This is a genomic window from Nodularia spumigena CCY9414, assembly GCF_000340565.2.
GTDB classification, from domain to species: Bacteria; Cyanobacteriota; Cyanobacteriia; order Cyanobacteriales; family Nostocaceae; genus Nodularia; species Nodularia spumigena.
On record NZ_CP007203.1, the window covers coordinates 5,219,264 to 5,245,445 of the forward strand.

Annotated in this window: 19 protein-coding genes; 8 read left to right on the top strand and 11 right to left on the bottom strand. The window is 39.3% G+C overall.

Features of this window, described 5'->3' with window-relative positions; genetic code table 11:
* The first annotated feature begins 4 nt into the window (after positions 1-4).
* Both NSP_RS22565 and uvrC read left to right on the top strand, forming a co-directional pair.
* Positions 5-1,177: an LL-diaminopimelate aminotransferase gene (locus NSP_RS22565; protein WP_006195904.1), complete on the top strand. Its 1,173-nt coding sequence runs from the start codon at positions 5-7 to the stop codon at positions 1,175-1,177.
* Positions 1,178-1,269: 92 nt separating this feature from the next.
* Positions 1,270-3,156 (top strand): excinuclease ABC subunit UvrC, encoded by a 1,887-nt coding sequence (gene uvrC, locus NSP_RS22570; RefSeq protein ID WP_006195902.1) that lies wholly within the window; start codon positions 1,270-1,272, stop codon positions 3,154-3,156.
* 3 nt (positions 3,157-3,159) lie between these two features.
* Here uvrC and NSP_RS22575 read toward each other — a convergent pair whose 3' ends face one another.
* On the bottom strand, positions 3,160-5,343 hold the full coding sequence (locus NSP_RS22575; protein ID WP_006195901.1) for a DNA cytosine methyltransferase: 2,184 nt from the start codon (positions 5,341-5,343) through the stop codon (positions 3,160-3,162).
* A gap of 592 nt (positions 5,344-5,935) precedes the next feature.
* Here NSP_RS22575 and NSP_RS22580 point away from each other — a divergent pair.
* Positions 5,936-6,133: a hypothetical protein gene (locus NSP_RS22580; RefSeq protein WP_006195899.1), complete on the top strand. Its 198-nt coding sequence runs from the start codon at positions 5,936-5,938 to the stop codon at positions 6,131-6,133.
* A gap of 47 nt (positions 6,134-6,180) precedes the next feature.
* Here the strand turns inward: NSP_RS22580 and rlmN are convergent, their stop codons facing one another.
* Positions 6,181-7,239, bottom strand: a complete 1,059-nt coding sequence (gene rlmN / locus NSP_RS22585; RefSeq protein WP_006195898.1) for a dual-specificity RNA methyltransferase RlmN — start codon at positions 7,237-7,239, stop codon at positions 6,181-6,183.
* A gap of 86 nt (positions 7,240-7,325) precedes the next feature.
* Complete coding sequence (locus tag NSP_RS22590; RefSeq protein WP_006195897.1) at positions 7,326-7,634, bottom strand: TIGR03792 family protein; 309 nt, start codon at positions 7,632-7,634, stop codon at positions 7,326-7,328.
* A 141-nt stretch (positions 7,635-7,775) separates the two neighbouring features.
* On the opposite strand from NSP_RS22590, the gene NSP_RS22595 reads away from it, so the two are divergent.
* Together NSP_RS22595 and NSP_RS22600 are read left to right on the top strand one after the other, a co-directional pair.
* Complete coding sequence (locus NSP_RS22595) at positions 7,776-8,099, top strand: phasin family protein (protein ID WP_017804446.1); 324 nt, start codon at positions 7,776-7,778, stop codon at positions 8,097-8,099.
* An 82-nt stretch (positions 8,100-8,181) separates the two neighbouring features.
* Positions 8,182-8,700, top strand: a complete 519-nt coding sequence (locus NSP_RS22600) for an FKBP-type peptidyl-prolyl cis-trans isomerase (RefSeq protein WP_173403319.1) — start codon at positions 8,182-8,184, stop codon at positions 8,698-8,700.
* 243 nt (positions 8,701-8,943) lie between these two features.
* Here NSP_RS22600 and dnaB read toward each other — a convergent pair whose 3' ends face one another.
* The 8 genes from dnaB to NSP_RS22640 all read right to left on the bottom strand — a co-directional run bounded on the left by dnaB (position 8,944) and on the right by NSP_RS22640 (position 19,019).
* Entirely contained in the window at positions 8,944-10,299 is a 1,356-nt protein-coding gene (gene dnaB, locus NSP_RS22605) for a replicative DNA helicase (RefSeq protein WP_006195893.1), read from the bottom strand.
* Positions 10,300-10,485: 186 nt separating this feature from the next.
* On the bottom strand, positions 10,486-10,944 hold the full coding sequence (gene rplI / locus NSP_RS22610; RefSeq protein ID WP_042202031.1) for a 50S ribosomal protein L9: 459 nt from the start codon (positions 10,942-10,944) through the stop codon (positions 10,486-10,488).
* Positions 10,945-11,115: 171 nt separating this feature from the next.
* Positions 11,116-12,057, bottom strand: a complete 942-nt coding sequence (locus tag NSP_RS22615) for an Npun_R2821/Npun_R2822 family protein (RefSeq protein WP_006195890.1) — start codon at positions 12,055-12,057, stop codon at positions 11,116-11,118.
* A 1-nt stretch (position 12,058) separates the two neighbouring features.
* On the bottom strand, positions 12,059-13,063 hold the full coding sequence (locus NSP_RS22620; protein WP_006195889.1) for an Npun_R2821/Npun_R2822 family protein: 1,005 nt from the start codon (positions 13,061-13,063) through the stop codon (positions 12,059-12,061).
* Between the two features lie 15 nt (positions 13,064-13,078).
* Entirely contained in the window at positions 13,079-14,041 is a 963-nt protein-coding gene (locus NSP_RS22625) for a glycosyltransferase family 10 domain-containing protein (RefSeq protein WP_006195888.1), read from the bottom strand.
* A gap of 185 nt (positions 14,042-14,226) precedes the next feature.
* Entirely contained in the window at positions 14,227-16,470 is a 2,244-nt protein-coding gene (locus NSP_RS22630; RefSeq protein ID WP_006195887.1) for an ABC transporter ATP-binding protein, read from the bottom strand.
* A 207-nt stretch (positions 16,471-16,677) separates the two neighbouring features.
* Positions 16,678-17,838, bottom strand: a complete 1,161-nt coding sequence (locus NSP_RS22635; protein WP_006195886.1) for a glycosyltransferase family 4 protein — start codon at positions 17,836-17,838, stop codon at positions 16,678-16,680.
* 155 nt (positions 17,839-17,993) lie between these two features.
* Positions 17,994-19,019: a glycosyltransferase family 2 protein gene (locus NSP_RS22640; protein ID WP_006195885.1), complete on the bottom strand. Its 1,026-nt coding sequence runs from the start codon at positions 19,017-19,019 to the stop codon at positions 17,994-17,996.
* Between the two features lie 534 nt (positions 19,020-19,553).
* Between NSP_RS22640 and gloB the strand changes: the two genes are divergently transcribed.
* The 3 genes from gloB (at position 19,554) to NSP_RS22655 (ending at position 26,111) form a co-directional block, all read left to right on the top strand.
* Positions 19,554-20,327 (top strand): hydroxyacylglutathione hydrolase, encoded by a 774-nt coding sequence (gene gloB / locus NSP_RS22645; RefSeq protein ID WP_006195884.1) that lies wholly within the window; start codon positions 19,554-19,556, stop codon positions 20,325-20,327.
* Positions 20,328-21,171: 844 nt separating this feature from the next.
* Positions 21,172-22,740: an efflux RND transporter periplasmic adaptor subunit gene (locus NSP_RS22650; protein WP_006195883.1), complete on the top strand. Its 1,569-nt coding sequence runs from the start codon at positions 21,172-21,174 to the stop codon at positions 22,738-22,740.
* 197 nt (positions 22,741-22,937) lie between these two features.
* Complete coding sequence (locus NSP_RS22655) at positions 22,938-26,111, top strand: efflux RND transporter permease subunit (RefSeq protein WP_006195882.1); 3,174 nt, start codon at positions 22,938-22,940, stop codon at positions 26,109-26,111.
* Positions 26,112-26,182: the final 71 nt, after the last annotated feature.

Sequence of the window (26,182 nt, forward strand, 5' to 3'; positions counted from 1 at the left end):
TAATATGCAGTTTGCTAACCGTTTACAACCCCTGCAATCCAATGTATTTGCTGATATGGACAAAGCTAAGGCGGCGGCTTTATCAGCAGGAAAGCAGTTAATTGACCTGTCTTTGGGGTCGTCAGATTTACCAGCCAGTCCCCTGGTCATTGAGGCGATGGCGAAATCTCTCCATGATCCCAGTACCCACGGCTACTTATTGTTTCATGGTACACAAGGCTTTCGCCAAGCCGCAGCTGACTGGTATAAACAAAAATTTGGCATCACAGTTGACCCAGAAACTGAAGTCTTACCCCTGATTGGTTCCCAGGAAGGTACAGCCCATCTACCTTTAGCACTGCTCAACCCAGGAGATTTTGCGCTGTTGCAAGATCCGGGTTATCCCTCCCACGCCGGGGGAGTCTATTTGGCTAGTGGTCAAATATACCCAATGCCACTACTGGCAGAAAACGATTTTTTACCAGTATTTGCTGAGATTCCGGCGGATGTTTTGGCTCAATCGCGGATGATGGTATTAAGTTATCCTCATAATCCCACGGCGGCGATCGCTCCTTTGTCTTTTTTCCAAGAAGCAGTGGCTTTCTGTCAGCAGCATGATATCGCCTTAATTCACGATTTTCCCTATGTGGATTTGGTATTTGGCGAAATTGGGGATGTCGTTCCTTCAGTGCTGCAAGCTGACCCAGAGAAAAGCGTCTCTATTGAATTTTTTACCCTTTCCAAATCCTACAATATGGGCGGTTTCCGCATCGGTTACGCCATCGGTAACGCCGAGTTAATTAAGGCTCTGCGCCAAGTCAAAGCTGCTGTGGATTTTAATCAGTATAAGGGAATTTTGAATGGTGCGATCGCCGCTTTAACCGGACCTCAAGCCGGAGTCGCAGATGGGGTGGCTATTTTCCGCAAACGGCGTGATGCTTTTATTACCGCATTACATCAAATCGGTTGGCAAGTTCCCACTCCCAAAGGTACAATGTATATTTGGGCTAAGTTACCCTCACCTTGGGATAAAAATTCTGTAGAATTCTGTACTGAGTTAGTCAAACAAACTGGTGTAGCGGCTTCCCCTGGTGCTGGTTTTGGTAAATCTGGTGAAGGATATGTCCGCTTTGCTTTAGTACATGAACCACCTTTATTACAAACTGCTGTAGAGAGAATTGCTCAGTTCCTTCACTAAAACTTGATCTGAAATTCATTAAATGAATTATATCAACAGAGCAAATTTATTTTTCTTAAAATAAGGATAGATAAAACTACTGAAATTGGGTTGTGGCAATCTCTGCTGAAATAGTACCACTAATTAAAGATCCAGAAAAACTAGAAAACCGTTTAGCTGAAATTCCCTCGGAACCGGGAGTTTATTTCATGCGGGACGGTGAAGATCGCATAATATATATAGGTAAATCTAAAAAATTGCGATCGCGTGTCCGTTCCTATTTCCAGGATAGCAATCACAAAAGCCATCGTATCGCCACAATGGTTCAGCAGGTGACTGAGATTGAATTTATTGTCACTGATACAGAAGCTGAAGCATTAGCCCTAGAAGCCAACTTAATTAAGCAGCATCAGCCCTATTTTAACGTTTTACTCAAAGATGATAAAAAATATCCTTACGTCTGTATAACGTGGTCAGAAGACTATCCGCGCATTTTCATCACCCGGAAACGTCAAATAGGTAAACTCAGAGATAAGTTTTACGGCCCTTATACAGATACAGGTTTATTACGCGAAATATTAAACATATCTAAACGCATATTTGCATTGCGACAACGACCTCAACCACTGTTCAAAGACCGTCCTTGTTTAAATTATGACTTAGGGCGCTGTCCGGGTGTGTGTCAACAGCTAATTTCTCCCGAAGAATACCGCAAAACTGTACAGAAAGTCGCGATGGTGTTTCAAGGAAGAACTCAAGAATTGATTGATATTCTCACAGCCCAAATGCAAACCGCCGCCGAAGCGTTAAACTTTGAATTAGCGGCGCGTATTCGCGATCAAATATCCGGGTTAAAATCGTTAACAGCTGATCAAAAAGTTTCCTTACCAGATGATACAGTTTCACGAGATGCTTTAGCACTGGCGAGCGACAAAGAACGCGCCTGTATTCAATTATTTCAGATTCGCGCCGGACAATTGGTCGGACGTTTAGCATTTATTGCAGATAGTCACGCTGAACCTGGAGCTATTTTACAACGAGTTTTAGAATCACATTATCAAACTGCGGATGCTGTGGAAATTCCCGCAGAGATTTTAGTTCAGCATGAGTTACCAGATGCAGAAATCTTGGCGGATGTCTTGACTCAACGCAAGGGAAGAAAAGTTACGATTTTAGCTCCCCAGCGCCAAACTAAGGCAGAATTAGTAGAGATGGTAGAGCGAAATGCTGAGTATGAATTGCAAAGAATGCAAAAACTAAGCGATCGCAACCATGAAGCAATACAAGATTTAGCCAATATTCTCGATTTACCCGATTTACCCCACCGCATCGAAGGTTATGATATTTCTCACATTCAGGGTTCCAACGCGGTAGCTTCCCAGGTTGTGTTTATTGATGGTTTACCGGGTAAACAGCATTATCGCCACTATAAAATTAAGAATCCCACAGTTACATCTGGACACTCAGATGATTTTGCTAGTTTAGCGGAAGTTATCCAGAGACGGTTTCGCAAGTATGGCGAAGATTCACAATTAGCCAGAGTGGGAAATCCTGACTGGCCTGATTTAATTATGATTGATGGTGGTAAAGGTCAATTATCTGCTGTTGTCGCTGTTTTGCAAGAAATGGATTTATTAGAAGACTTGCGCGTTGTCAGTTTAGCGAAGCAGCGAGAAGAGATTTTTTTACCGGGAGAATCGCAACCTTTAGAAACAAACGCAGAACAGCCAGGAGTGCAGTTATTGCGAAGGTTAAGAGATGAAGCCCATAGATTTGCTGTAAGTTTCCATCGTCAACAACGCAGTGACAAATTAAAGCGATCGCGTTTAGATGAAATTCCCGGTTTAGGACACCATCGCCAAAAGCAGCTTTTAGGGCATTTTCGCTCAGTCGATTATATCAGACAAGCCACACCAGCGCAACTAGCTGAGGTTCCAGGAATTGGGACAAGGTTAGCCCAAGAAATTTACGATTATTTCCATCCTGCTTCAGGAATCTAAATTTTATTCATCAATCATTAATCTACCTAAAATTTCATTCCATTTCTCTTTGTGAATTTTTTGAATTTCATTATCTGACTGTATTAATTGTGAATATAAATCAATAAAATCCGTGATAGACATGATTAACCTCAAATAATATTTAATTGTCGGGATAATTCCATTAAGAATTAATTGACATCCATGTTCTGATGCAATTGCTTTAATAACTTCATCAATCTTATCAGCTTCTAGTTGATTAACATCTTTTGAGGCAAAAATGTAGTATCTTCGGGGATTATGTTTGATAATTTTATTTTTTGCGCGGTAAACCATTTGCAAAGTGATTTCTTGCCCATATTTTATTTCTATCGCTTCAATAAGATGATCATTTTTATCAATAATTTCAATATCTCCAGCAGTGTTAGAAGTTCTGTCAGAAGCCGTATGACTTCCTAATTTTTTCAGGGTACAGGAATTATATCTAGATATTTCCTTAACTAAAATTTGATAAATAGCATAGAAAGCAATAACCGGCAATTTTGAGCCACCATCAGTTTTATAGTTATAATTAAAATGCTCATCTAAAGCATTGACTAAACTCTTTAAGTCTAATTTTTCTGGATTACTTAATTTAATAATTTCAACCAAATTATTATCTTTAGCTGAGTTTACTAATTTCAAAAGCAATTTTAAAACATTTTCTGCTTTGTCAGGATGTTTCTGCACAAAATCAATAATATTCAGAAATGCTAATTTTAAAGATTTAGGACTGATATTTCCCTCATAATTTAAAGTATAAGGGTAAGGTTGTTCTAAAGAACGTGTTAACCAACCACTTTCAGCCATTGCTGGTAAACCTAACTCTGTTAATGTAGGAGTAATATATTTTGTATCTATAGTTCTTCCTGAAAACCCACCTGGGAGATCAACTTGATGGTATCGAATATCCTGATATGGATGTAATACCTTATGTACTAAAAGAGTAACAAGCACCGTATAAACTGCCTTTCTAGCAAAGCATTTTTTACTAATCTCCACAACATAATCTTGACATTCTTGGGGTAATTCGACTTGATTAATGTTAAATTCAGATATGCTGTAATAAATCTGTATAAGTTTTTCTCGATGATTCATAATCGAATGTGTTTCTAGTTTAAGCGGTTGATTGCAATCAGAATTTTTATTCAGACTGACTATTTCTACTTCGCTATCTTGATGTGAAAAAATTTGTTTTTTAATTTGATTCGCCAGTTCATACATTACTGGTATACACACAGAGTTACCTATTTGTTTATAGCACTCTGCTAAATTGCGATGAGTTTTGAAATCTTCAGGAAAACCCATAATTTTATAACACTCTCGCAGTGTTAATTTACGAACTGCATTTTCTTCTGGTATGTAAATAAAAAATCTTCCTGAAGTCTCTTGAGAAGGTATTGTTGGATGTACTCCTTCTATAGAATAAATTCTATTTGGTTGATGATGAACTCGTGATAAATGTTCTGTATTTGGTCTAACACCTGTTTTCCAAATACTTTTATTGCGATATCCTACAAAAATCAAACCTGATGCTTGCTGTTTAGGATAATCTATCATGGTGTATTCTTCAGGATTTAGATATTCAAACTTTCCTGAAGTACACAAAAATTCTCTTAACGTGGGAACTGGATGAGATTTTTGAAGAGTTTTAAAATTAAATTTCTTGTCTTTTGTCGCCACAAATACTACTCGTTCTCTATTTTGTGGTAGTCCGAAATCTCTAGAGTTAACTATTTCGTAGTTAACTATATAACCCATGTCTTCTAAAGAATAGAGTATTACGTCTAATGTTCTACCTTGATCGTGATGTAATATATGCTTAACATTTTCCAAGACAACTACAGGAGGATGAATATGCTCAATAATTTCACAAATATGAAAAAATAAAGTTCCTCTAGTGTCATGAAAACCCTTTCTATGTCCACAAATACTGAAAGGTTGACAAGGAAAACCAGCAGTTAAAACATCAAAATAAGGTAATTTCTCTAAATCAATTTTTCTAATATCACATTCTGGCTTGTCTCCGAAATTATTCAAGTAAACCTGTTGACACGCTTGATCAATTTCGCAAGAAAATACACACTCATAGTCAGCTTTTTCAAAAGCTAATCTAAAACCTCCAATACCAGCAAATAAATCTCCAAACTTTAATTTGACTTCCCCCATAAAAATTAAGGAAACATTATTTAAACAGCCAGACTATATATCATATCAAACTTTAGACATTTTTAATATTCTTTATTTACAGATTTAGCTGTTTTTAAAATAAGTCAAAATACTCTTTTATAAGATAAATTATTTGAATCATTCAGACGTAAATGTCCTGTAAAATATTATACAATTTATAGTAGCTTTGTTTTGCTTCACCAAACAAATATTAACTAAATCTTAAAATACAAAATTTTGTTACCAAAGATACAGTATTTTTTTGCTGTTAATTTTTCAATACAAGAACGGCTTTTAAGAATTGCCTGAAATAAGCATAAAATAAGACTATCTCAAGGTAATGGTGATAGGGATCACTGAAATTCTAAGAAACTGTGTGAAAATAAAATCAATTTATATATCTAAAGTGGGATGGTAAATTTAGCTAAAATTTGAGATAATGTAGAAAACATAAAAAATGCCAATCTAAAATTTTCTGGAAAATAACCAGCCAAGATCAAGGCTGTTTGTTAAGTTGAACCCAATTAAAATATCTGCCGTTTTAACTTTAAGTTTTGTTAAATAAAAAATAATTACAAACAGGGGTTTTAAAATGAATACAGTCCAAAAAGTTCACTGTCCAAATTGTGGCAGTGATGCGGAGCGTCACTATATTTCTGATAGTCAATTAACTCGGACACAATGCCCAACTTGCGATTACTTGATGATCACTTGTACGGTTACTGGTAAGGTCATTGAAGCTTATGCTCCAGGGATTAATGCGAATAAACAATTTGCTAAGGTTAAATAAATACCGTAAGTAAAGACACGATTTATCGGGTCTTTACAAGGGTAATTTTATTTGCTGGCGCGGAGTTGTCCACAAGCAGCATCGGCTTCTAAACCACGAGAATAACGGACACTCACAGCAGTGTTTTGTTGTTTGAGAATGTTAACAAAGGCTTGAATGCGATCGCTACTAGGGCGCTTATAATCAACTTCGCTAATGGGGTTATAGGGAATCAAATTTACATGACTTTGGAATCCCCGCAGACATTTTGCTAGTTGCATAGCGTGTTCTGGTAAGTCGTTGAACCCAGCCAAAAGCACATATTCAAAAGAGATGCGTCTTCTAGTGATTTCCACATATTCCCGACATTCATCGAGCAAATCTTCTAGGGGATAGGGGCGGGCGCTGGGAATTAGTTCTTCTCTGAGTGCTTGGTTAGGTGCGTGTAGACTCACAGCCAAAGTGACTTGTAAATTGTGTTGGGCTAATTGACGAATGCGATCGCGAATCCCCACTGTAGAAACGGTAAGCGATCGCTGTCCAATCCCCACATCTTGATTCAAAGATTTCAAAGATTTTAACACATTCTCAGTATTTAATAAAGGTTCACCCATGCCCATATACACTACATGGCTAACCCGTTGCTGAAAATCTTCTTGTACAGTCAAAACTTGATCGACAATTTCATGTCTGGCCAAATTGCGTGTAAAGCCACCCTTACCAGTAGCGCAGAAATCACACGCCATTGGACAACCTACCTGGGTAGAAACACAAACCGTCAAGCGTTTTGCAGTGGGAATACCCACAGTTTCAATAATTTGACCGTCTGCAAGTTTTAAGAGATATTTTATCGTGCCATCGGGTGCAACAGCGCGATGATGTATAGTTGAACGTCCAATGGGTACTTCTGCAACTTCTGCACGCCATTGTTTCGGGAAGGCAGAAATATCAGCTAGCGATCGCACTCCTTTATGATAAATCCAATCGTGCAGTTGTTTACCTCTATAGGCGGGTTGTCCCTGTTGCTGTACCCAAAGGCTTAACTCTGCAACTGAAGCACCTAGTAGGGGCGGAATTAGTTCTGATTTTACTGAATCAACCTGAGAAACAAGCGGCGTAGCAGACATAAATATTTTATTTAAAAATTGATGCTAGATTTCTATGCTACAACTTTCACATCCATTTGGGCGTGATTGTGATCGTCAGGCATAATCTACGAATGAGGAAATTTTCGGACTTGATATTCGGCTGACTCGACAATGGGATAGGATTTTCCCATTGCTTGGGTGAATTTGTCTTCAATCATCTGTAAGTCTTCTAAAGGTATGGCTTTCCACTGCTCTTGTGTAGCCCAACGAATAATGAAAATCACTTCTGTGGGATCATTGGGGTTAATCCAAACTTCTTTTCCCAAAAATCCCGGATACTTAGCCAGCCCGGTTGTCCAAATTTCTGCATCCTTCTGGATATAATTTTCTCGCTCTTCTGGAGCAACTTGAAACTTCAGTAGTTCGATAACCACACCTTTTAATTCCCTCTGTTGTGTTTACGAATTTGCCAAAATAGAGATGTAGGCTAAAAAAACCACTTTTCCAGCATAGCTTGATTGTATACACTCAAGCAGCCCAGTCAGCTAGTGGGAAATCATCAAGAGGAAGGGAGTATGGATAATAACAACTGGTTGCAACAGTTAATGGTACTAGGTATTGGTACAACGTCTTTGGTAGCGGAAAAAATGCGGCAAGTTAGCGATGATTTGGTTAAGGACGGTAAACTTGATCCTGAGCAAGCTAAGGCGGTAATGGATGACGTTGTACAGCAATTAAAGTCAGAGCAGGGAAACTGGGAAGACCAAATGCAGCGACAAATGCGGAATATGATGCAGGATTTGGGCGTGGCTCGTCAATCTGAGGTGGATGAATTACGTGGGAGAATTGACCGTTTAGAGCGTCAACTGCGTGATTTAGAAAATAAGCTTTGGCGATAAAATGCTCTTTCTGATTTACACTAAATTGTGTCCTGTTGGTAATCTTCAAAATGCCAGATTGCCTAATTAGGGAGGGCTAATTTTGAAATCAATTTTACTCAGCGTGGGTTTCATGCTGCTCTGTGTTGTAGTTTTGGTGTTAGCACAAGTTGGGAATAAAGTCAACTCGGCTGTTGCTGCTAATTTGACCGAAACTACACCAGCATCCACGAGTGTCACACAAAACCAAACCTTGATTGCGAGCAATACTATGTCTGATAATGTCGTAACCACCCCATCTGGACTGAAATATATTGAATTAGAAGAGGGAACTGGGGCGACTCCTGAACGTGGACAAACGGTTGTAGTTCACTACACCGGGACTTTAGAAAATGGTAATAAGTTTGATAGTTCACGCGATCGCAATAGTCCCTTCGAGTTTAAAATCGGTACAGGACAAGTAATAAAAGGTTGGGACGAAGGACTCAGCACTATGAAAGTAGGCGGTCGTCGTCAGTTAATCATTCCCGCCGAGTTAGGTTATGGCTCCCGTGGTGCTGGTGGCGTAATTCCACCCAATGCCACTTTGCTATTTGACGTTGAATTGTTGGGTATTAAGTAGGCAATAGTACCGCTTCGCGGAAGTCAAAAGTCAAAAGTCAAAAGTCAAAAGGCTTTTATTTTGGGATTTTGAGATTTTTGAAATAGTATGCCTATTTACGCCGTGCTTTACTAGGGTCTGGGGTCTGGGGATTGAAGTTTAGGAAAATCAACCCTATTTCTTCTTCCCCAATTCCCCAATTCCCCAATTACGAATTACGTAGCTTGCTTCTCGCCCTTGGCGAGTATTACGAATTACGAATTATTAATAATTGCCTTGTTTGGCTAAGTTTTTAAACTTGGTAAACTGTGGATCAAATAAAAGTTTAACAGTACCTGTGGGACCGTTGCGGTGTTTAGCTATGTTTACTTCTGCAATTCCCCGATCAGGACTGTCAGGATTATAATAATCATCGCGGTATAACATGATAACTAAATCCGCATCTTGTTCAATACTACCACTTTCACGCAAATCTGATAACATGGGGCGCTTATTTGTACGTGCTTCCACCCCACGACTCAACTGAGATAGAGCAATCACTGGTACAGATAATTCCCGCGCTAAACCTTTAAGAGAACGGGTAATTTTTGATAATTCTTGAACGCGGTTATCCCCTGCGCCTTCCATTAATTGCAAATAATCGATGACGATTAATCCTAAATCAGTCCCCTGTTCTGCTTGCAGTCGCCTGGCTTGACTACGCATTTGAGTGATGGTAATATTGGATGTATCATCAATAAAAATGGGCATCTCTGAAAGCATCCCAATTGCACGGCTTAAAGGTTCCCATTGGGTTTGACTAATGCGCCCACTCCGCAAATATCCCGTTTCAATTCCCGCTTCACTAGCTAATAGTCTCTGTACTAGCTGTTCTTTCGACATTTCTAAGCTGAAAAAGGCGATCGGTAATTTATAACCAGCTGCAATATTGTGAGCCAGATTCAAACAAAATGCCGTTTTCCCCATTGATGGTCTACCGGCGATAATAATTAAATCAGAACGCTGGAAGCCACTGGTTAAGGAATCTAAATCATAGAAGCCGCAAGGAATACCGGGGAGAGCAATACCTTGATGACGAGTTTCAATATCTTGAAAGGTATTAATCAGGGTGTCTGAAATGTGAGTTAAACCTGATTGGGGACGTTCTTGAGTAACGCCAAAAACTTTCTGTTCTGCTTGATCTAAAACGATTGGTAATTCTTGCTCTGTCTCGTAACCAAGATGGACAATTTCGTTACCAGCTTTAATTAACTGTCGCCGCAGGTATTTTTCCATTACCAAGCCGGCTAAAGCATCAATGTTAACGGCTGATACTGTGCGATCTACGAGGGTGGCTAATTTATTTCTCCCCCCAATGCGGGCGAGGATGTCGTTATCTGCTAGCCAACTTGTAACTGAGAGTAAGTCTGTGGGTTTACCTTGAGCATGGAGGCGCAGCGCTGCTTGATAGATGTCTTTGTGCGCGCTGATGTAGAAGGCGATTGGTAAGAGGCGATCGCTCACTCTCCCAATTGCTTCTGGATCAAGTAAAATTCCGCCCAAAATCGCTTCTTCGGCTTCAATATTTTGGGGTGGTAGGCGATCGCTACCATCGCCTTGAAAACTTAGTTCTTCCGACATAAGCGATTTCAACTTGGATGGGATTCACTCAGCAATTCTTTGTACAGACGCTATCAATCGCCTCTGGGACTGATTTAGACACTGACAAATAAAAAATCTGACAACTTTTCTTGTGGAGCAGGCATCACCAAGGACGGGCAGGATGCCCATCCCACAAGATGGGATAATTTATTGTCTGGTGTTCTCTTAGCTGGCTACAACTTCAATATTAACTTGAGCCGTTACGTCAGAATGTAGCTTGACTTCGGCTTGGTAAGTCCCTAGATGGTTAATATCAGGAATGGTAATACCACGCCGATCAATTTCTTGACTGGTAGCGGCTTGAATTGCTTCTGCGACATCTTGGGTCGTGACTGTACCAAAAATTGCTTCGTTTTCACCCAGGGGTTTAGCAATTTGCAAGCTACCAATTTTTTCTAACGCTGCTTTTTGCTCTAAAGCTTGTTGACGCAGTTCTAACTGGCGTTGACGTTCTTTCTCGCGACGGCGTTCTACTTGTTTGAGAATTCCGGGAGTCGCATGGGTTGCTAATTTCTGGGGAATAAGATAATTACGAGCATAGCCGGGAGCTACGTCTACTAAATCTCCTAATTTTCCCAGCTTGCTAATATCTTGATTTAAAACTAACTGTACACGTTTCGCCATCGGTTTCGTTTTTTCCTGTAAAATCTGATTAACTTGGGTTTTAGCAGCATAGCTCACAATCACCAGCAGCTTTGCTTATAACCTAAAGCTTACCGATCCTAGCGAATCGTAGGGTGCGATCGCAACTATTTATTCATCCAAAAATTCCGATGCGATTGCATTGGGCTGAAATTAATCACTTAAAACGCCTTTTTTCAGTTTCCGAAGTTGATTTTTCACCTGCTCAAGAGTTGCTTCCAACTGACTTTTTTCTACAGGTGCGGGTATATTCGCCGCAGGTAACGCGGGATTGAGATTCCGATAATGTTCCCAAATTTGCCAATAAGCACAGCCAGGTTGAATCCGAATCCCCGCCCAGTGGAGATATTGTAGCGGTTGATTGACTGTAGGATCAAAGAGAATATTGCCTTGGCTCTGAAAGTGTGGAGTTCCTGCCCAATTTCCCGGTGCTTTCCCTTCTCTTTTAACTATATTGAAGCGGCGGGAAATCCGCTTGAGCAACATATAATTAATAATTGGTTGATCAGAAGTCTTTTCAGAAAAGTCAAAATATTCTGGATGGGCTGCACACTCGGCAAAAGTTTCATATAAATCATTCTCCGAGACTAAGTTTTTCTTGGAACCCCAAAACCCACCATTGAAAATATCCTTAACTTCTGCTTCAGTAAATACTTTATCTGTTAATACCTGGGGACTGAAAACATTTTTAATCCCACCTAAATGTTGATAATCACAATAGATAAAATCTGATTCAGCTAGATAGTCTAAATTATTACTAATCTTTTCAAACACCACAATATCGGTATCAATATACAAAAACTCATCAAAGGGACCAAACCAACAAGCTTGCTTCCGAAATTGATTCGGACGAGCGAAAAACTGCCCCCCGAAGGTTTCATGTAACTTTCCTGCTAGACGGTCAATAAATTCTAAGTCTTCGTAAACTGTCACTCCATAATATTTATTGAGTGTTTCGGCTATATTGTGATAATTTTCATCATAAGGAATCATCACAATGGGTGTATCTGCGTCATGCAATCTGATACTATTTAGGAGTGCGATCGCCTGATCAGTCACTTTGTCATTAGCAATAATATAAATTCCGCGAGTCATGTTATTTACCTCTACCTGTTAATCCTAACTTTTTTAAAACTTTTGTAGCTAAACTGGGAGGCGCGTTATAAGCCTTGGCTTTAGTTGTAAATTTTGGGCGCTTCTCTGGTTCATGGAGATAGCGATAATGTAAGAAAACATCTCGATAGGGAAAATCAATATTTTCTCCCTCGCAAACTTGCTGAAATAATTGCGATTTTAAGCCAATATAGTGAATATAAGTTAATCGTTTCCCGTGATCATATAAAATATGATCTTCAGCTTGAAAATGAGCAGAACTTACACAACAGCCTGTTTTCTGAGCTTCAGTCAGTTCCAGAGCCAAGTTACAGCTAGAGATTCCCGAACGCATTACCATATAATTGAGAATAGTTTGGTCAGGAGCCATATCATAGAGAATTTCGGCTTCTCCTTGGCGGAGTTTTTCTAGTAATGATTCTCGCATTTGGGCATCAAATACCCCTTTTTTAGAACCATAAAATCCCGAACAAAATATTTCCGTTTGCAGTCGTTCTGGTGGAAATATTTCGGTTAATTTTGCCAAAGATTGATGATAAACATGAGATAAATCTGTGTACTGAAAATCATATACTACCCAATCATTGTGATTTAACTGGTTAAAAACTTCTGTTAATGGACTCATTAATAAAGTGTCCGCATCCATATAAACAAAGCGGTCAAAAGGTCCATCAAATGCACCATAACGTCTATGAGTACCAACGCGATAATATTTGTCATTACCTAATTTCAACCAATGTGCTTGGGCGCTGGGGTGAGCATCCCAAATCTGGCAAACAAACTCATCCCATTGCTGAATTGACTCTTGATTATCGTAAATCTGCACATTAGGGCGATGAGCAATTTCCGCAGTAATTTGTGTTGTATTGTCATCATAAGGATAGATGCAAACGGGCATATCTTGCCCATAAATTGCCTCGATACTATTAAGTAAAGCCACGAGTTGCTGATAAACTCGGTCGTTAGCCAGGGTACAAATACCATCCATATAAAAATTCCCAATTTAGCCAGAAACTTTAGTAACAAATTCTGATAACCAGTTCAGTAGATTTAATTTATGTAAAATAATTTGTCTAGCTTCTGCGATCGCATCTTTAGCAGCATACCAAGCATCAGGACTAGCTGTCACTTCCTGGATGTAAGCAATACCTTTTTCATCCAAACTTGGTAAACGCAAAAAACTCCCCGGTGGTAATAATTTATCAGCAGCAGAACCACCATAATAAATTGGTAGACACCAAGCCAATAAAGAATCCCATAATTTTTCACTCACATACCAATCATTTTCGGCATAATTTTCAATGGCGAGATTGTAATAATAAGGAGCCATACCATGCCATTTGTTACCCACTTCCCCCGAATTTTTCGACCATGAAGGCAAATTGCGCCCATACAAATCAAATTTAATTTCATGAGATTGTAGGGACTGTAAAAAGTTTAACCTCTGGCGATGGTTGGCTGTGCGATTAATACCAGAAGTAATCCAACTACAAGGGTAAACTTTTTCGGGTGGTGGCATTTCATTTAATTCCCGAAACGAGTTACCATGATACCAAATTGCAGGCATATAGTCAGGAGTCGGCGCAAAATCATCAGGGCCAGAAATATAACCGCAATATTTTTCTGCTTCCTGATAACTACGTTTAGCAACGTCGATAACTTCAGTTAATGGTGGTTCCCGCAAAAGATAAATTACGCGTTCTGGCGGAACATCACGCAGGATCGATTTGATGTTTACCTCTAATTTTTGCGGTTTTTTACCTAACTTTTCCCACCAGGGTTGGGGCTGGGGAGGTTTGGGAAACTCGAACTGATACATCAGCAGGAAATCGGGTTTTGCTAGCAGCGCCTGCATTTGTATATTGTTCCAAATCCCAAAGTAATTTGGCGTTTGTGGCCACAGCCAATCTTCTCTTTTATTAAGATTTGGATAGCTGCTGATCATGCCAATCGTTTTAATACTCATGTTAATTTATCATTTGAGGACGGAAATTTTTATCAATATAACTCATAATTTTTGCGGCTCGATTTTGCCAAGATAATTGTTGAACCAATTCGATTGAATATCCTAATTTTGCTGCATTTATTTATTGGACTAGGTGAGGTTGTGGTTTTGCTAATTCTTGTTTAATATAGAATATATAGTATTTTTCATAATTTGAATATTTGATTTCCAAATTTTTCTAAATCTTCAATTAAAGATTTAGCAGCATGATATGATTCTATAATCAGTTTACTTTTTCCTGGCTGTATTGGTTTTAAGCTATTATCTAAAAAGGACAGGATACTGATTATTGTATTGAGATGTTGGCGAACTTTTTCGGCAATTTGCTCAAAGGTTGGATACTTGGTAATGATATTTTGATGCGGGGATGATAGTAGTTGCTCTTGGATTTGTAAGTGAATAATATCTTCTAATATATCAACTGTTGTGATGGTTTTTAGAGTTGATTTATAGGATTTTGTAATTAATTCTTGCTGTTCTTGGGGATTGGCTACCATACCATCAATTAATAAGTTTAAGAACCCAATCATTGAGTTGAACCGCGTCCGCAATTCGTCAGAGATGCGGATGAAGCTTTGGCTGCTTTTGGTGGAGATTTTCGGGCGATCGCTAAATTGCATGGAATACAGACGTGAGTAGTAACCACCCCTTTGTAAAAGTTCGTGATGAGTTCCTACCTCTACTACACGTCCTTGTTCTAACACAGCAATTTGATCAGCTTTCTGCACTGTGGAAAGGCGATGAGCAATTACTAAGGTTGTGCGAGTGCGACTGAGATCATCAAGTGCAGCTTGTACCAAGCGTTCGGAAACCGTATCTAAAGCGCTGGTGGCTTCATCTAAAATCAGAATTTCGGGATTTTGTAACAGGGCGCGAGCGATCGCTAATCTTTGTCTTTGTCCACCAGATAACATAACACCGCGATCGCCAATCAGGGTTTCAAATTCCTGGGGTAATTTACTAATGAACTCGTAAGCATTAGCCCGCTTTGCTGCGGTGATAATCTCATCCACAGTAGCTGACGGTCGCCCATAAGCGATGTTATTCTGTACTGTATCATTGAATAAAAAGGTATCTTGACTGACAATTCCCATTTTCTTTCGCATAGATATGAGATCAAAGTCACGCAGATCCTTACCGTCGATGGTAATACTGCCAGATACCGGGTCATAAAATCTCGGTAAAAGATCCGCCAAGGTGGATTTACCAGCACCTGAACCACCTACCAAAGCTAAAGTCGCACCACAGGGTAAAAATAAGTCTACATCTTTGAGTACTAGCTTTTGATGACCAGGGTAGGCAAAGGAAAGAGATTGAAAATGTATCCCCTCCTGTAATGTTGTGTAGGGAATATTCCCCTGAGTCATAAAAGGCTTATTATTTCGATTTAAAAAATCAGTGATGATGGCTACACTTGTAGAACTATTGGCAAAGCTACTACGCAGACTATTTAACTGAGAAATTAATGGCAATAATCGCAGCAGCACTAATAAATATGTTAATAGTACGGCGGAAAGAGTAGAAATTTGGTCTGAAAAGAAAGTTCGGCTCAAAAATATAATCACCAGTAAAGATGCAATTCCCATTACCTCACTGATTGGTGCGATCGCTTGCGAATTAACTTGAGATTGAAAATCGGCTGCTTCGCGATCGCGTATGAGTTTTTTAATTCTGAAATATTCCTTCGCTTCATTTCCCGTCGCTTTCACCAATCTTATGCCATTCAGTGTTTCTAGCACAGCAATTGAATAGGCTTTAGACATTTCACTCAGTTGCTTACCAAAGCTTTTAGAACGGTAAATAGCATACTGATTTATTAGAGTCACAAAAGATAGTAAAAAAGCCGCAGCAATTGTCAATTCCCAAGAAATTGACAGTAATATGATCACAAAAACTGAAATAGTAATTACTAGAATAATTAATTTTATTATATTAGACACAGCATTGGCAGTCCGACCAATTTCTCCACCAAGACTATTGATTAAATCGCCAATTTTCATCTTGGCATAATAATCTATATCCACCTCCATTAATAATTTCAATCCAGATTCGCGTATATCTGATGTCAGCATTCGCGTGAAAGAACTCGATGTCAATACACTGGCATAAGTAGCTATATTTTTTAAAATAATTATCAACAAAATTGCCCCAGCCATTACCCCTATACGGTAATTTTCTGGGACGTTATCAAATGGATTTATAATAATTTTCAGAATGGGGGGAGCATTAGTAAAATCTACCTCTTGACCGACAATTTTTAAAATTACTGGCACAATCAGCGCTGTACTAACCCCATTAAATAAGGCTCCAGAAAATCCCAATAATATCGTTAGCAGAATCCAACCTGGATAGGGTTTAGCAAATCTTAGTAGTAATTTCCTGGTAGACATCAGTTATTTATATCACAATTTAATTATTATTTAAATAATTTATCAATTTATTGTATATTTGGCAATGACAAATATATCAACATGAATGCAATATTATCTCTACTTAAAAAATCAAGTTATTCCCTAAATTAAACACCGTTGTTTATAAAAATTTACATAATTGCACCTTAAGTTTATGGCATCTTGAAAATTTTGCAAACCAGATGTTTATAACTGGGAAATTACAGACTCAAGGCTAGAAGCCATCGCCTCTATACTATATTTTTCCACACATCTGTCCCTAGCTCTTTGTCCTCGCTCATTTGCTAACTCCAAATTCTCAAATATTAATTGAATTTGTTCCGCAATTTGTTCAGGACAACTAGGTTTAACTAAATAACCAGTTTCACCCAAAATTTCGGGAATATCTCCAACTATCGTTGATAATACAGGTTTAGCCATTGCCATTCCATCAGAAAGCTTTAGAGGAAACTGGGCGCGAGCAGTCAAAGTATCTCGCTGAGGAACAACTATAATATGAGCAGCAGCTAATACATGAGGCATAACTTCTATCGGACACTTTGGTAACTTAATAATCCAACGTCCCCACTTTTCCATCAGCTGCTCATCATAATTATCATAAGGACTACCACCCACAATTACTAATCTTAAATCTGGCTGATTTAACTGCTCCAATGCTATTAAAACATCTTCCACCCCCTTGTGTGGTCTAGGTGCGCCGGGAAACATCAAAATTCTCAACCCAGAAAGACCATAATATTCTCTGCTCGCTTCAGAATTATAATTATTGGGGTCAAATATTGCCGTATCTTTGCCATTAGGGACATAAACACCGCCAAAGCGCTGTTGGAGGAATTGAGTATCTATAGTGATTGCATTTGCGCGAGATACTAAATTTTCTATCCACTTGACATAAAGCGGATGGTCAGGAAATCTCAATGCACCATTCTTTTTAAAGATATCTCTATATAATTGTTTGGGAGTTGGACTATACTTCCAGTCATCGCCACCATACCAACTTAATTCCCAGTCATCCATATCTAAAATTAAGGGACGACCACTGCTGATTTTTTTTATTAGAGATATACCAAAACTTGTAGGTTTGGGTTTTATTGCATAAATAATATCTCCATCCAGTTGGTTTAAAAGTTTTTTTGATGAATTCAAAAATTCAGGATAATTTTTTCCTGGAATCGAAATCACAGACATATTAGAAGGAGGAATTGCATAAAGTTCTTTACCAAATAAAAAGCCTATAACTTCTACTTGATAATTCAGCTTTTCTAGAACTTGTCCTAAAAGAAATGCTCTGATTGCACCTCCACTAGATAAATCACTAACAACTAATGAAACCTTGATTTTTTTCATATTTGACTAATTTTAAGGTATTTTTTTTAGGGGCTTTTATTCAGTTAATATAGCGATTATTATCTCAATAGGTATGACAATAATTATTCGACCACAGATTAACACAGATAATATAGATTTTAGCAGTCTGGGAAACGCTATATTTCAGATTTTTCTCAATTTGATTGACTCTTGGGAGCAAAATTGATCATTTTGGCAAATATAGCCATGAGCTTTTTTGACCGTGGACCACGGAATTTTTCATATAGGATAAAGTTGGGGATAAATAACCTGGTTATATAAATAATTTTGAGTAATATCCGATGGTTTATTTTAATTTGGTTGTCTAATAAGTAAAAGGGCATTTTTAAGATTTTCAGTAATCTATCAAAAGTGTTTTTATCTTTGTATTTAATTGCTTCTTTAATGAAATAATCAATTCCCGGTTGGCATAATGGTAGTAAATCTAGGTGTTTTCTAGAGACATTTTCATATAATTTTGTGTAACAACCTTTGAGGTAAGACCAATTATTAGTTGTATTAGTCTGATGTTTGGTGTAGAATGTCCCCACTATCGGTGTATAAACAAAATTTACATCTGCAACGAGAAGGTCTAATACAAAATCTCTATCTTCAAGAGCTTTGAGATTTTCATCAAACCTTTTGTGATGAATAACGCTTTTATGCATGAGTAAACATTGCTGAAGCAAGGGAAATGGTGAATTAGCTAAAGAGTCAGGAAGCAACAATCTGTTGATTAATTGTTCCCGTGTGAGAGCAGAAACTATCTTCAATTCTCGTTTAATAATATTTTGCTGTTCATCTAAATGTACTCTTTCATAATCGCAATAAAATACAACTTCCTTTTCTGTTAAATTATTTAAATAACTTAATTGAAATCTAGTTTTATCTTCATGAATCCAATCATCAGGATCTAAGCATTGAATCCAATCTCCTTCAGCCTGATTCATGCCAAAATTTCTGGCAGAAGATACTCCTCCATTATCTTTATAAAAATATTTAACTCGTGAATCTTTACCGATTAACTTATCAGCTACTTGACGAGTATAATCAGTTGAACCATCATCTATAATTAGACATTCTAGGTCTGTTAAGGTTTGATTTAAAATGCTTTGAACACATTTTTCCAGATAGATGGCGCGATTAAAACAGGGGAGAATGAACGAAACGAATGGAGCCATATGTTAATTATTCCTCTAAAAAATTAAAAATTATAAAACCCAGATACAAGAGTAAATAGTTGGTCAATTAAATTCACCTAAAATGCAAAAACTCTTTGAAACCTCTTACCTTTGTGTCCTTCGTCCCTTCTCCCTTGGCGCTAGCCTCTCCCTTTGGGAGAAGGGGAGACGCTAACGCGGTAAGCGAAGCTATGCCGTTGGCGAAGCCTCTCGTAGAGAAGGCTTTACGTGGTTCGTTTTTTCTTAATTTTGATTTTTGCCATCAAAAATCATCCCAAAAAGTTAACTTCTTACCCAGAAGAATGTTACTGTAAAAAAAAAGTTCATTAAACTGAACTTTAGTATAGCCTAAGTGTAAGTACGGTTGCATATTATCATGATTTATGAATAGTGAAAGCTATAATAAACAAAATATAGATAGTTTAGTCAATTTATGCAAGTAGCTGAGTAATTGACTGGGGTTCTCAGAGGATGTTTGTGTAATATTGTGAAAACATCCTCTAAGATAGCTAAAACACATGGGAGAAATAGGGAATGCAGGTAATTCGTCTGGAAGCGCTCTCAGATAACTACATATTCTTACTACACGATGAGGAACAAAATATTGCTGCTGTTGTTGATCCAGCAGAGGCTGAACCAGTATTAAAGAAGCTTGCAGAACTCCAAGCCGAGTTGGTAGCCATTTTCAACACTCATCACCATAATGATCATGTGGGTGGAAACAAAAAGTTAATCCAAGATTTCCCTAACTTGACAGTTTATGGAGGTGCGGAAGATCGGGGAAGAATTCCGGGACAACAGGTATTTTTGCAACAAGGCGATCGCATTCAATTTGGCGATCGCACCGCCGAAGTTTTCTTCATTCCTGGACACACCCGCGCTCATATCGCTTACTACTTCTTCCCAGTAACATCTGACCAAACCGGAGAGTTATTCTGTGGTGATACCCTGTTTGCTGGCGGTTGTGGTCGCTTATTTGAAGGTACACCGACGCAAATGGTGGAATCTTTGGGTAAACTCCGCTCTCTCCCAGATCATACCCGTGTTTGGTGCGCCCACGAATACACTTTAAAGAATCTGCAATTTGCTCTGACTGTGGATAGCGAGAATACCGAATTACAAAGGCGCTACGAGGAAGTTAAAAACTATCGTAGTCGCCAAGAAGCTACTGTTCCTTCATTCTTGGGTGTGGAAAAGCTCACCAATCCGTTTTTACGTTGGGAACAACCATCATTACAGTTAGTGACCAAAAGTAGTGATCCAATACAAACTTTTGCTCGTTTACGGGGAATGAAAGATAGATTTTAGTTAATATTTTGCACAACATATCTAAATACAACCCTTGTGGGAAGGGCAAAGATGCCCGTCCAGTTTGTGCAAATTGAATGCTCAACAGATGATCTGCTATATAAAACCTAGACAAAACTAGACTTTACTTTCTACTTCAACGGGAGCATGGGAGCAGTTATCCCTCAGTAGACTTTCACGCCTTAGCCAGACGCGATTGTGTTCCAATTAAGTTTCTGAAAAAGACTACCACCATCATTGCTTGGTTTTCGCGTCGGCAATAGTCTCAATTCAATACTTGATATCACCGTATTATATATCAAGTAGTTGATTTTTTCCTAAAATATATATTGATTTTTGTCAATATAAGTATAGTTTTGTCTATGAAATTGTCAACTTAGGACTTGCTCTACAACAGAGTTTTTAAACAGCAAAATATTAGCACTATCGATATTTGATGGTCAATCATATCAGATATGCTGAACACAGTCATTTTACCCATATTCTCTTGTAAAGACAGTATAAATTGCATTTATAAGCATTCTCACCCGGATATAAATGGCTAATTTCAATAATTAAAACTTATATTTTGGGAATTAAATGGGATTGATTGGATTTTAACTGCACATTTTTTCGCGATCGCTATCAAATCCTTATAATTTCTCCAAAATTCCTCCCTATGTGTATATAATGCAAGCAAGCACTTACATTTGCTTGTAAGTAATTGCCTGATTCTGGATTTATTTCTGGAGATAAACCACAGTTCTTACACCAAATTACTAGATACAAATTTTAGATATACCCAAAAACTTAGAGATTTTCCAGCAAGCCAAATAGCCAATCAGTCTAAGATGAGAAAATAAAGATGCACAATTCTGAATCCCTTGAATCTCAAGTTTCTGCGGAAACTGAAAAAAATGCTGTGACTGATTCCAGTCAGATTGAACAGCAAAAGCAAACATTGAAACCAAGTCAAAAGCGAAGTTGGGCATTAATTTTGGGCATAGTCCTGTTAATTGCCGGCGGTGGCTTTGGTTGGCGCTGGTGGCAAAATAGCTTTGCGGGTAATGCACCACCAGGCGATAGAGCTGCGGCTGGACAACCAATGGGAATTCCGGTGAAGTTAGCCACAGTAGAGACTGAAACCATAGAAGACAGTTCAGTAATTGGGGGCTTTTTAGAAGATCCTGGCTCAGTAGAACTCAAGCCAGAAATTGACGGGCGGATCAATCAAATTTTATTTAAAGAAGGCGATCGCGTCCAAAAAGGACAAGTTATAATACGCCTGCAAAGTGCCGACACCCAAGCCCGCCTACGACAAGCCAAAGCATCATTAGACCGTACCCAAGCCCGACTAGCAGAACTCAAAGCAGGTACACGTCCCGAAGAAATAGCCCAAGCCAAAGCCAGATTAGTTCAAGCCGAAACTCGCCTAAAAAATGCCCAAGGGGGAGCGCGTCCCGAAGAAATAGCTCAGGCTGAAGCTCAAATTGAGGTAGCTAAATCTGATCTGGAATTAGCACAGTCAAGAGGTCAGCGATACCAACAATTAAGAACAGACGGTGCTGTTTCCCAAGACGAACTAGAAGGATATCTCGGAGAACAAAGAAGTGCTGAAGCTAGGCTACAAGAAGCTCAACGACGGCTCGACCAACTCCGCAAAAGCAGAAGCTCCGATATTGATGAACTAGCTGCGGCTGTAGAACTAGAAAAGCAAAATCTCAAACAACTAGAGAACGGTTCCCGCCCCGAAGAAATCGCCCAAGCCCGTTCTCAAGTGATGGAAGCCGCCGCCCAAGTCCAGGTAGCCCAAGCCCAACAGCAATACACAAATGTTGTCGCGCCTCTAACTGGTATTCTCGGTAATATTCCCGCAAAGGTAGGAGATTTTGTCAGTCAAGGAGACCCACTCACCACACTAAATAAAAATGAGACTTTGGAATTGAATTTATCTATCCCTTTCAGTGAAGTCGAAAGGTTGCGTGTAGGATTACCAGTACAAGTCCTAGATGCTGAAGGCAAACCAGCCGTCACAGGTAAAGTGAGTTTTATCTCGCCTAATATTAGTGTAAATACGCAGAATATTTTAGCAAAAGCCACCTTTACTAATGCCAGAAACCAAATACTCAATCGCCTGAACGTCCAAGCCAAAGTCATCTGGGAGGAACGTCCAGGAATCTTAATTCCCACAGAAGCAATATCTCGCATGGGTGGACAAACTTTTGTATTTGTGGCCCAAGCGCCGGCAGAATCTAAAGCAGGAATGCCAAACCTCGTAGCTCAACAAAAACCCGTTAAATTGGGAGCCATTCAAGGAAACGATTATCAAGTTCTCGAAGGACTCGAAGCTGGTGACAAAATTGTTATTGCTGGCATTCTCAATCTTACCAATGGTGCGCCCATCATGCCTGCACCAGAAGAAAAGGGTCAATAAAAGTAAAGTGCTGAGTATGAAGGATGCGAAGGTCATACAATTTTAGATTTTGGATTTTGGATTTTGGATTTTGGATTTTGGATTTACCCCACAGATAAATCTAGAGGCTTGTACTACTAAGGAAGTATTTTCAGAATAATCTTCCTAGTTCCTAGTTCCTAGTCCCTAGTCCCCACTTGCCACTCCCCAATTTTCTTATGTTTATTGATTTTTTTATTAAAAGACCAGTCTTTTCTACGGTTTGTGCATTTATTGTGCTGTTGTTGGGATTGATTTGTCTTCCCACATTGCCTATCGCTCGTTTCCCAAATATTGCCCCTACTCAAATCAACGTCACCGCCAACTTTAGCGGCGCTAGTGCTGAGGATGTCGAAAGCGGTGTGACAAACATCTTAGAACGACAAATCAACGGTATTCAAGGTATCCGCTACATTACTTCCAGTAGTAGTAATGATGGTTCTACTAATATTACAGCTACCTTTGATTCATCCCGAAATCCCGATATTGCGGCTGTAGATGTGCAGAACCGGGTTTCCGTTGCCCAACCACAACTGCCAGAATCTGTACAACGCACGGGGGTGAGAGTCTCAAAACAGTCTAATAATATACTCTTAGCCATTGGTTTATTTGCGGAAAATAATGAATACGACAATATATTTTTAAGCAACTATGCCGACCTTTACATAGCAGATGCCTTAAAAAGAGTCAAAGGTGTTGGTGATGTGAGAATCTTTGGCGAACGTCGTTATGCAATGCGTCTCTGGTTAGATCCCAATCGCCTTGCAGGTCGGGGGCTAACGACTGCGGATGTAGCCAATGCCCTATCGGAACAAAATTTGCAGGTTGGTGCAGGCAGAATTGGTCAAGAACCTGCGCCTGAAGGACAAAGATATCAAATTGATGTCCGTGCTGTCAGTAGACTTACCGAACCATCGGAGTTTGAGGAAATTGTCCTGAGAACTAACGATGATGGCACTTTAATCAAGCTCAAAGATGTGGGGAGAGCCGAACTGGGCGCAGAAAATTATAACTCATTTTTGCGATATCGCGCCAAAGATGCGGTAGGTTTGGGTATTTATCAGCTTCCTGGGAGTAATGCCTTAGATGTGGCGCGGGGAGTGAGGGAAGAAATGGCACGACTGGCTCCCAATTTCCCGCCGGGATTGCAGTATGAGGTAGCTTTTGACACGACACGCTTTGTGGAAGAGTCGATGTCAGAAGTAGTCAAGACTCTCATTACCGCAATTATACTGGTTGTAATTGTGATTTTTGTCTTCTTGCAAGATTGGCGCACTACTTTAATTCCCGCCCTGACTGTTCCTTTGTCTCTGATTGGAACATTTATTTTTGCGAGACTTTTTGGCTTTTCTATTAATAGTTTGACTTTATTTGGTCTGACGTTAGCATCTGGGATGGTGGTAGACGACGCGATTGTGGTCGTTGAGCAAATCAGCCGTTTTATTAAAGATAAAGGCATGAGTCCTCGCCGAGCCGCTAGTGAGTCAATGGCGGAATTATTTGGTGCAGTGATTGCGACTTCCTTGGTGCTGATGGCGGTATTTGTTCCCGTGGCGTTTTTTCCGGGAACCACAGGCGCACTTTATCGGCAATTTGCCCTGACTATCGCCTTTTCGATTGTGATTTCTACTTTTTTGGCTTTGACTCTGACACCTTCTTTGTGTGCCTTGCTGCTACGTCCAGGACAGCAAACTACAGGCTGGTTGGGTCGGTTTTTTGATCGAGTTAATCAGGTACTTGATTCGGTACAAAGAAGTTATGAGCGATCGCTTAATTTCCTAGTCCGCTTCAAAAATATTATTATTGGACTATTCATCGTCTCCTTGGGAATGACGGCTTGGTTGTATATTACAGTACCTACAGCCTTTCTCCCAGAAGAAGACGAAGGCTTTTTTATTACCCTGCTCCAAGGACCCCAAGGAGTTTCCCTGCAATATACCAGTGATGTCATGGCACAGGTAGAAAAAGAAATCTTGCAAATTCCTGAAGTAGTGGGAACCTTTGCCGTTGGCGGTTTTAGTTTCAGTGGTAATACTGCCAACAACGGTATTATATTTACCACTTTAAAACCTTGGGCAGAACGTTCACGACCAGACCAAGCAGTACAGGCGATTATTGGTAAGTTACGCGGAAAATTATTCGCCATCCCAGAAGCCAGAATCTTTCCTGTAAATCCACCACCTATTCAGGGCTTAGGTAACTTTGGCGGCTTCAATTTTCAACTGCAAGACCGTAGAGGCAATAGTGGCTTAGACACTTTGGTACAATCAATGGGTCAATTACTTGGTCGCGCCAACCAAACACCAGGATTACAAGCTGTATTTAGTACTTTTGCCGCAGAAACACCACAATTACTAGTAGAAGTAGATCGCAATAGAGCTAAAGCACTACAAGTTTCCATAGATGATATCTTCCGGACTCTCCAAACCGCTTTGGGTTCTCAATATGTAAATGATTTCAACCTCCAGCAGCGTAATTACAGGGTGTACGTCCAAGCAGACCAACAGTTTCGCTCTAACCCCAAAGATATTGGTCAACTATCTGTTCGTTCTCAAACCAATCGCATGATTCCTTTGAGAAACTTAATTACAACTACTTCTATTGTGGGGGCGCAAACAATTAATCACTATAATCTATTTCGCTCCATTGAAATCAATGGTTCTGCTGCTCCCGGCTTTAGTTCTGGAGATGCTATTAAGGCAATGGAACAGTTAGCTCAAGAAGTTTTACCACCTATTTTCGGTTATGAATGGTCAGGAACTGCATTAGAAGAAATAGAATCTGGCGGTTTAGCACCGATTATCTTTGGTTTAGGAATTGTTTTTGTCTTTTTAGTCCTAGCGGCTCAGTATGAGAACTACATAGACCCCTTAATTATCCTCTTAGCAGTGCCTTTAGCAATTTTTGGCGCACTTGTAGCCCAATCAATGCGAGGATTTGCTAATGATGTGTACTGTCAAATCGGTCTAGTGATGTTGATTGGTTTGGCTAGTAAGAATGCTATTTTGATTGTAGAATTTGCTAACCAATTGCGGGAGCAAGGGCTTTCCATTACTAAAGCGGCTGTGGAAGCTGCACAAGAGCGTTTACGCCCAATTTTGATGACCGCATTTTCTACACTGCTCGGTATTTTCCCCTTAACAATAGCCACAGGTGCAGGTGCAGGAAGTCGCCAGTCCTTGGGAACAACCGTATTTGGTGGGATGTTAATCGCTACCTTTTTAAGTTTGTTTGTCGTGCCAATTTTGTATATTGTAATTAAAACAACTACAGAAAGCTTATTCAAACCAAATCGCCATCAAATGCAACTAGATAGAGAAACTGCTACATATTCGTCAAAACATGATGAATAAAACCCCACGCCGCAAGGCGGAAGTCAAAAGTCAAAAGTCAAAAGTCAAAAGTCAAAAAGCTCTGGAGTGAT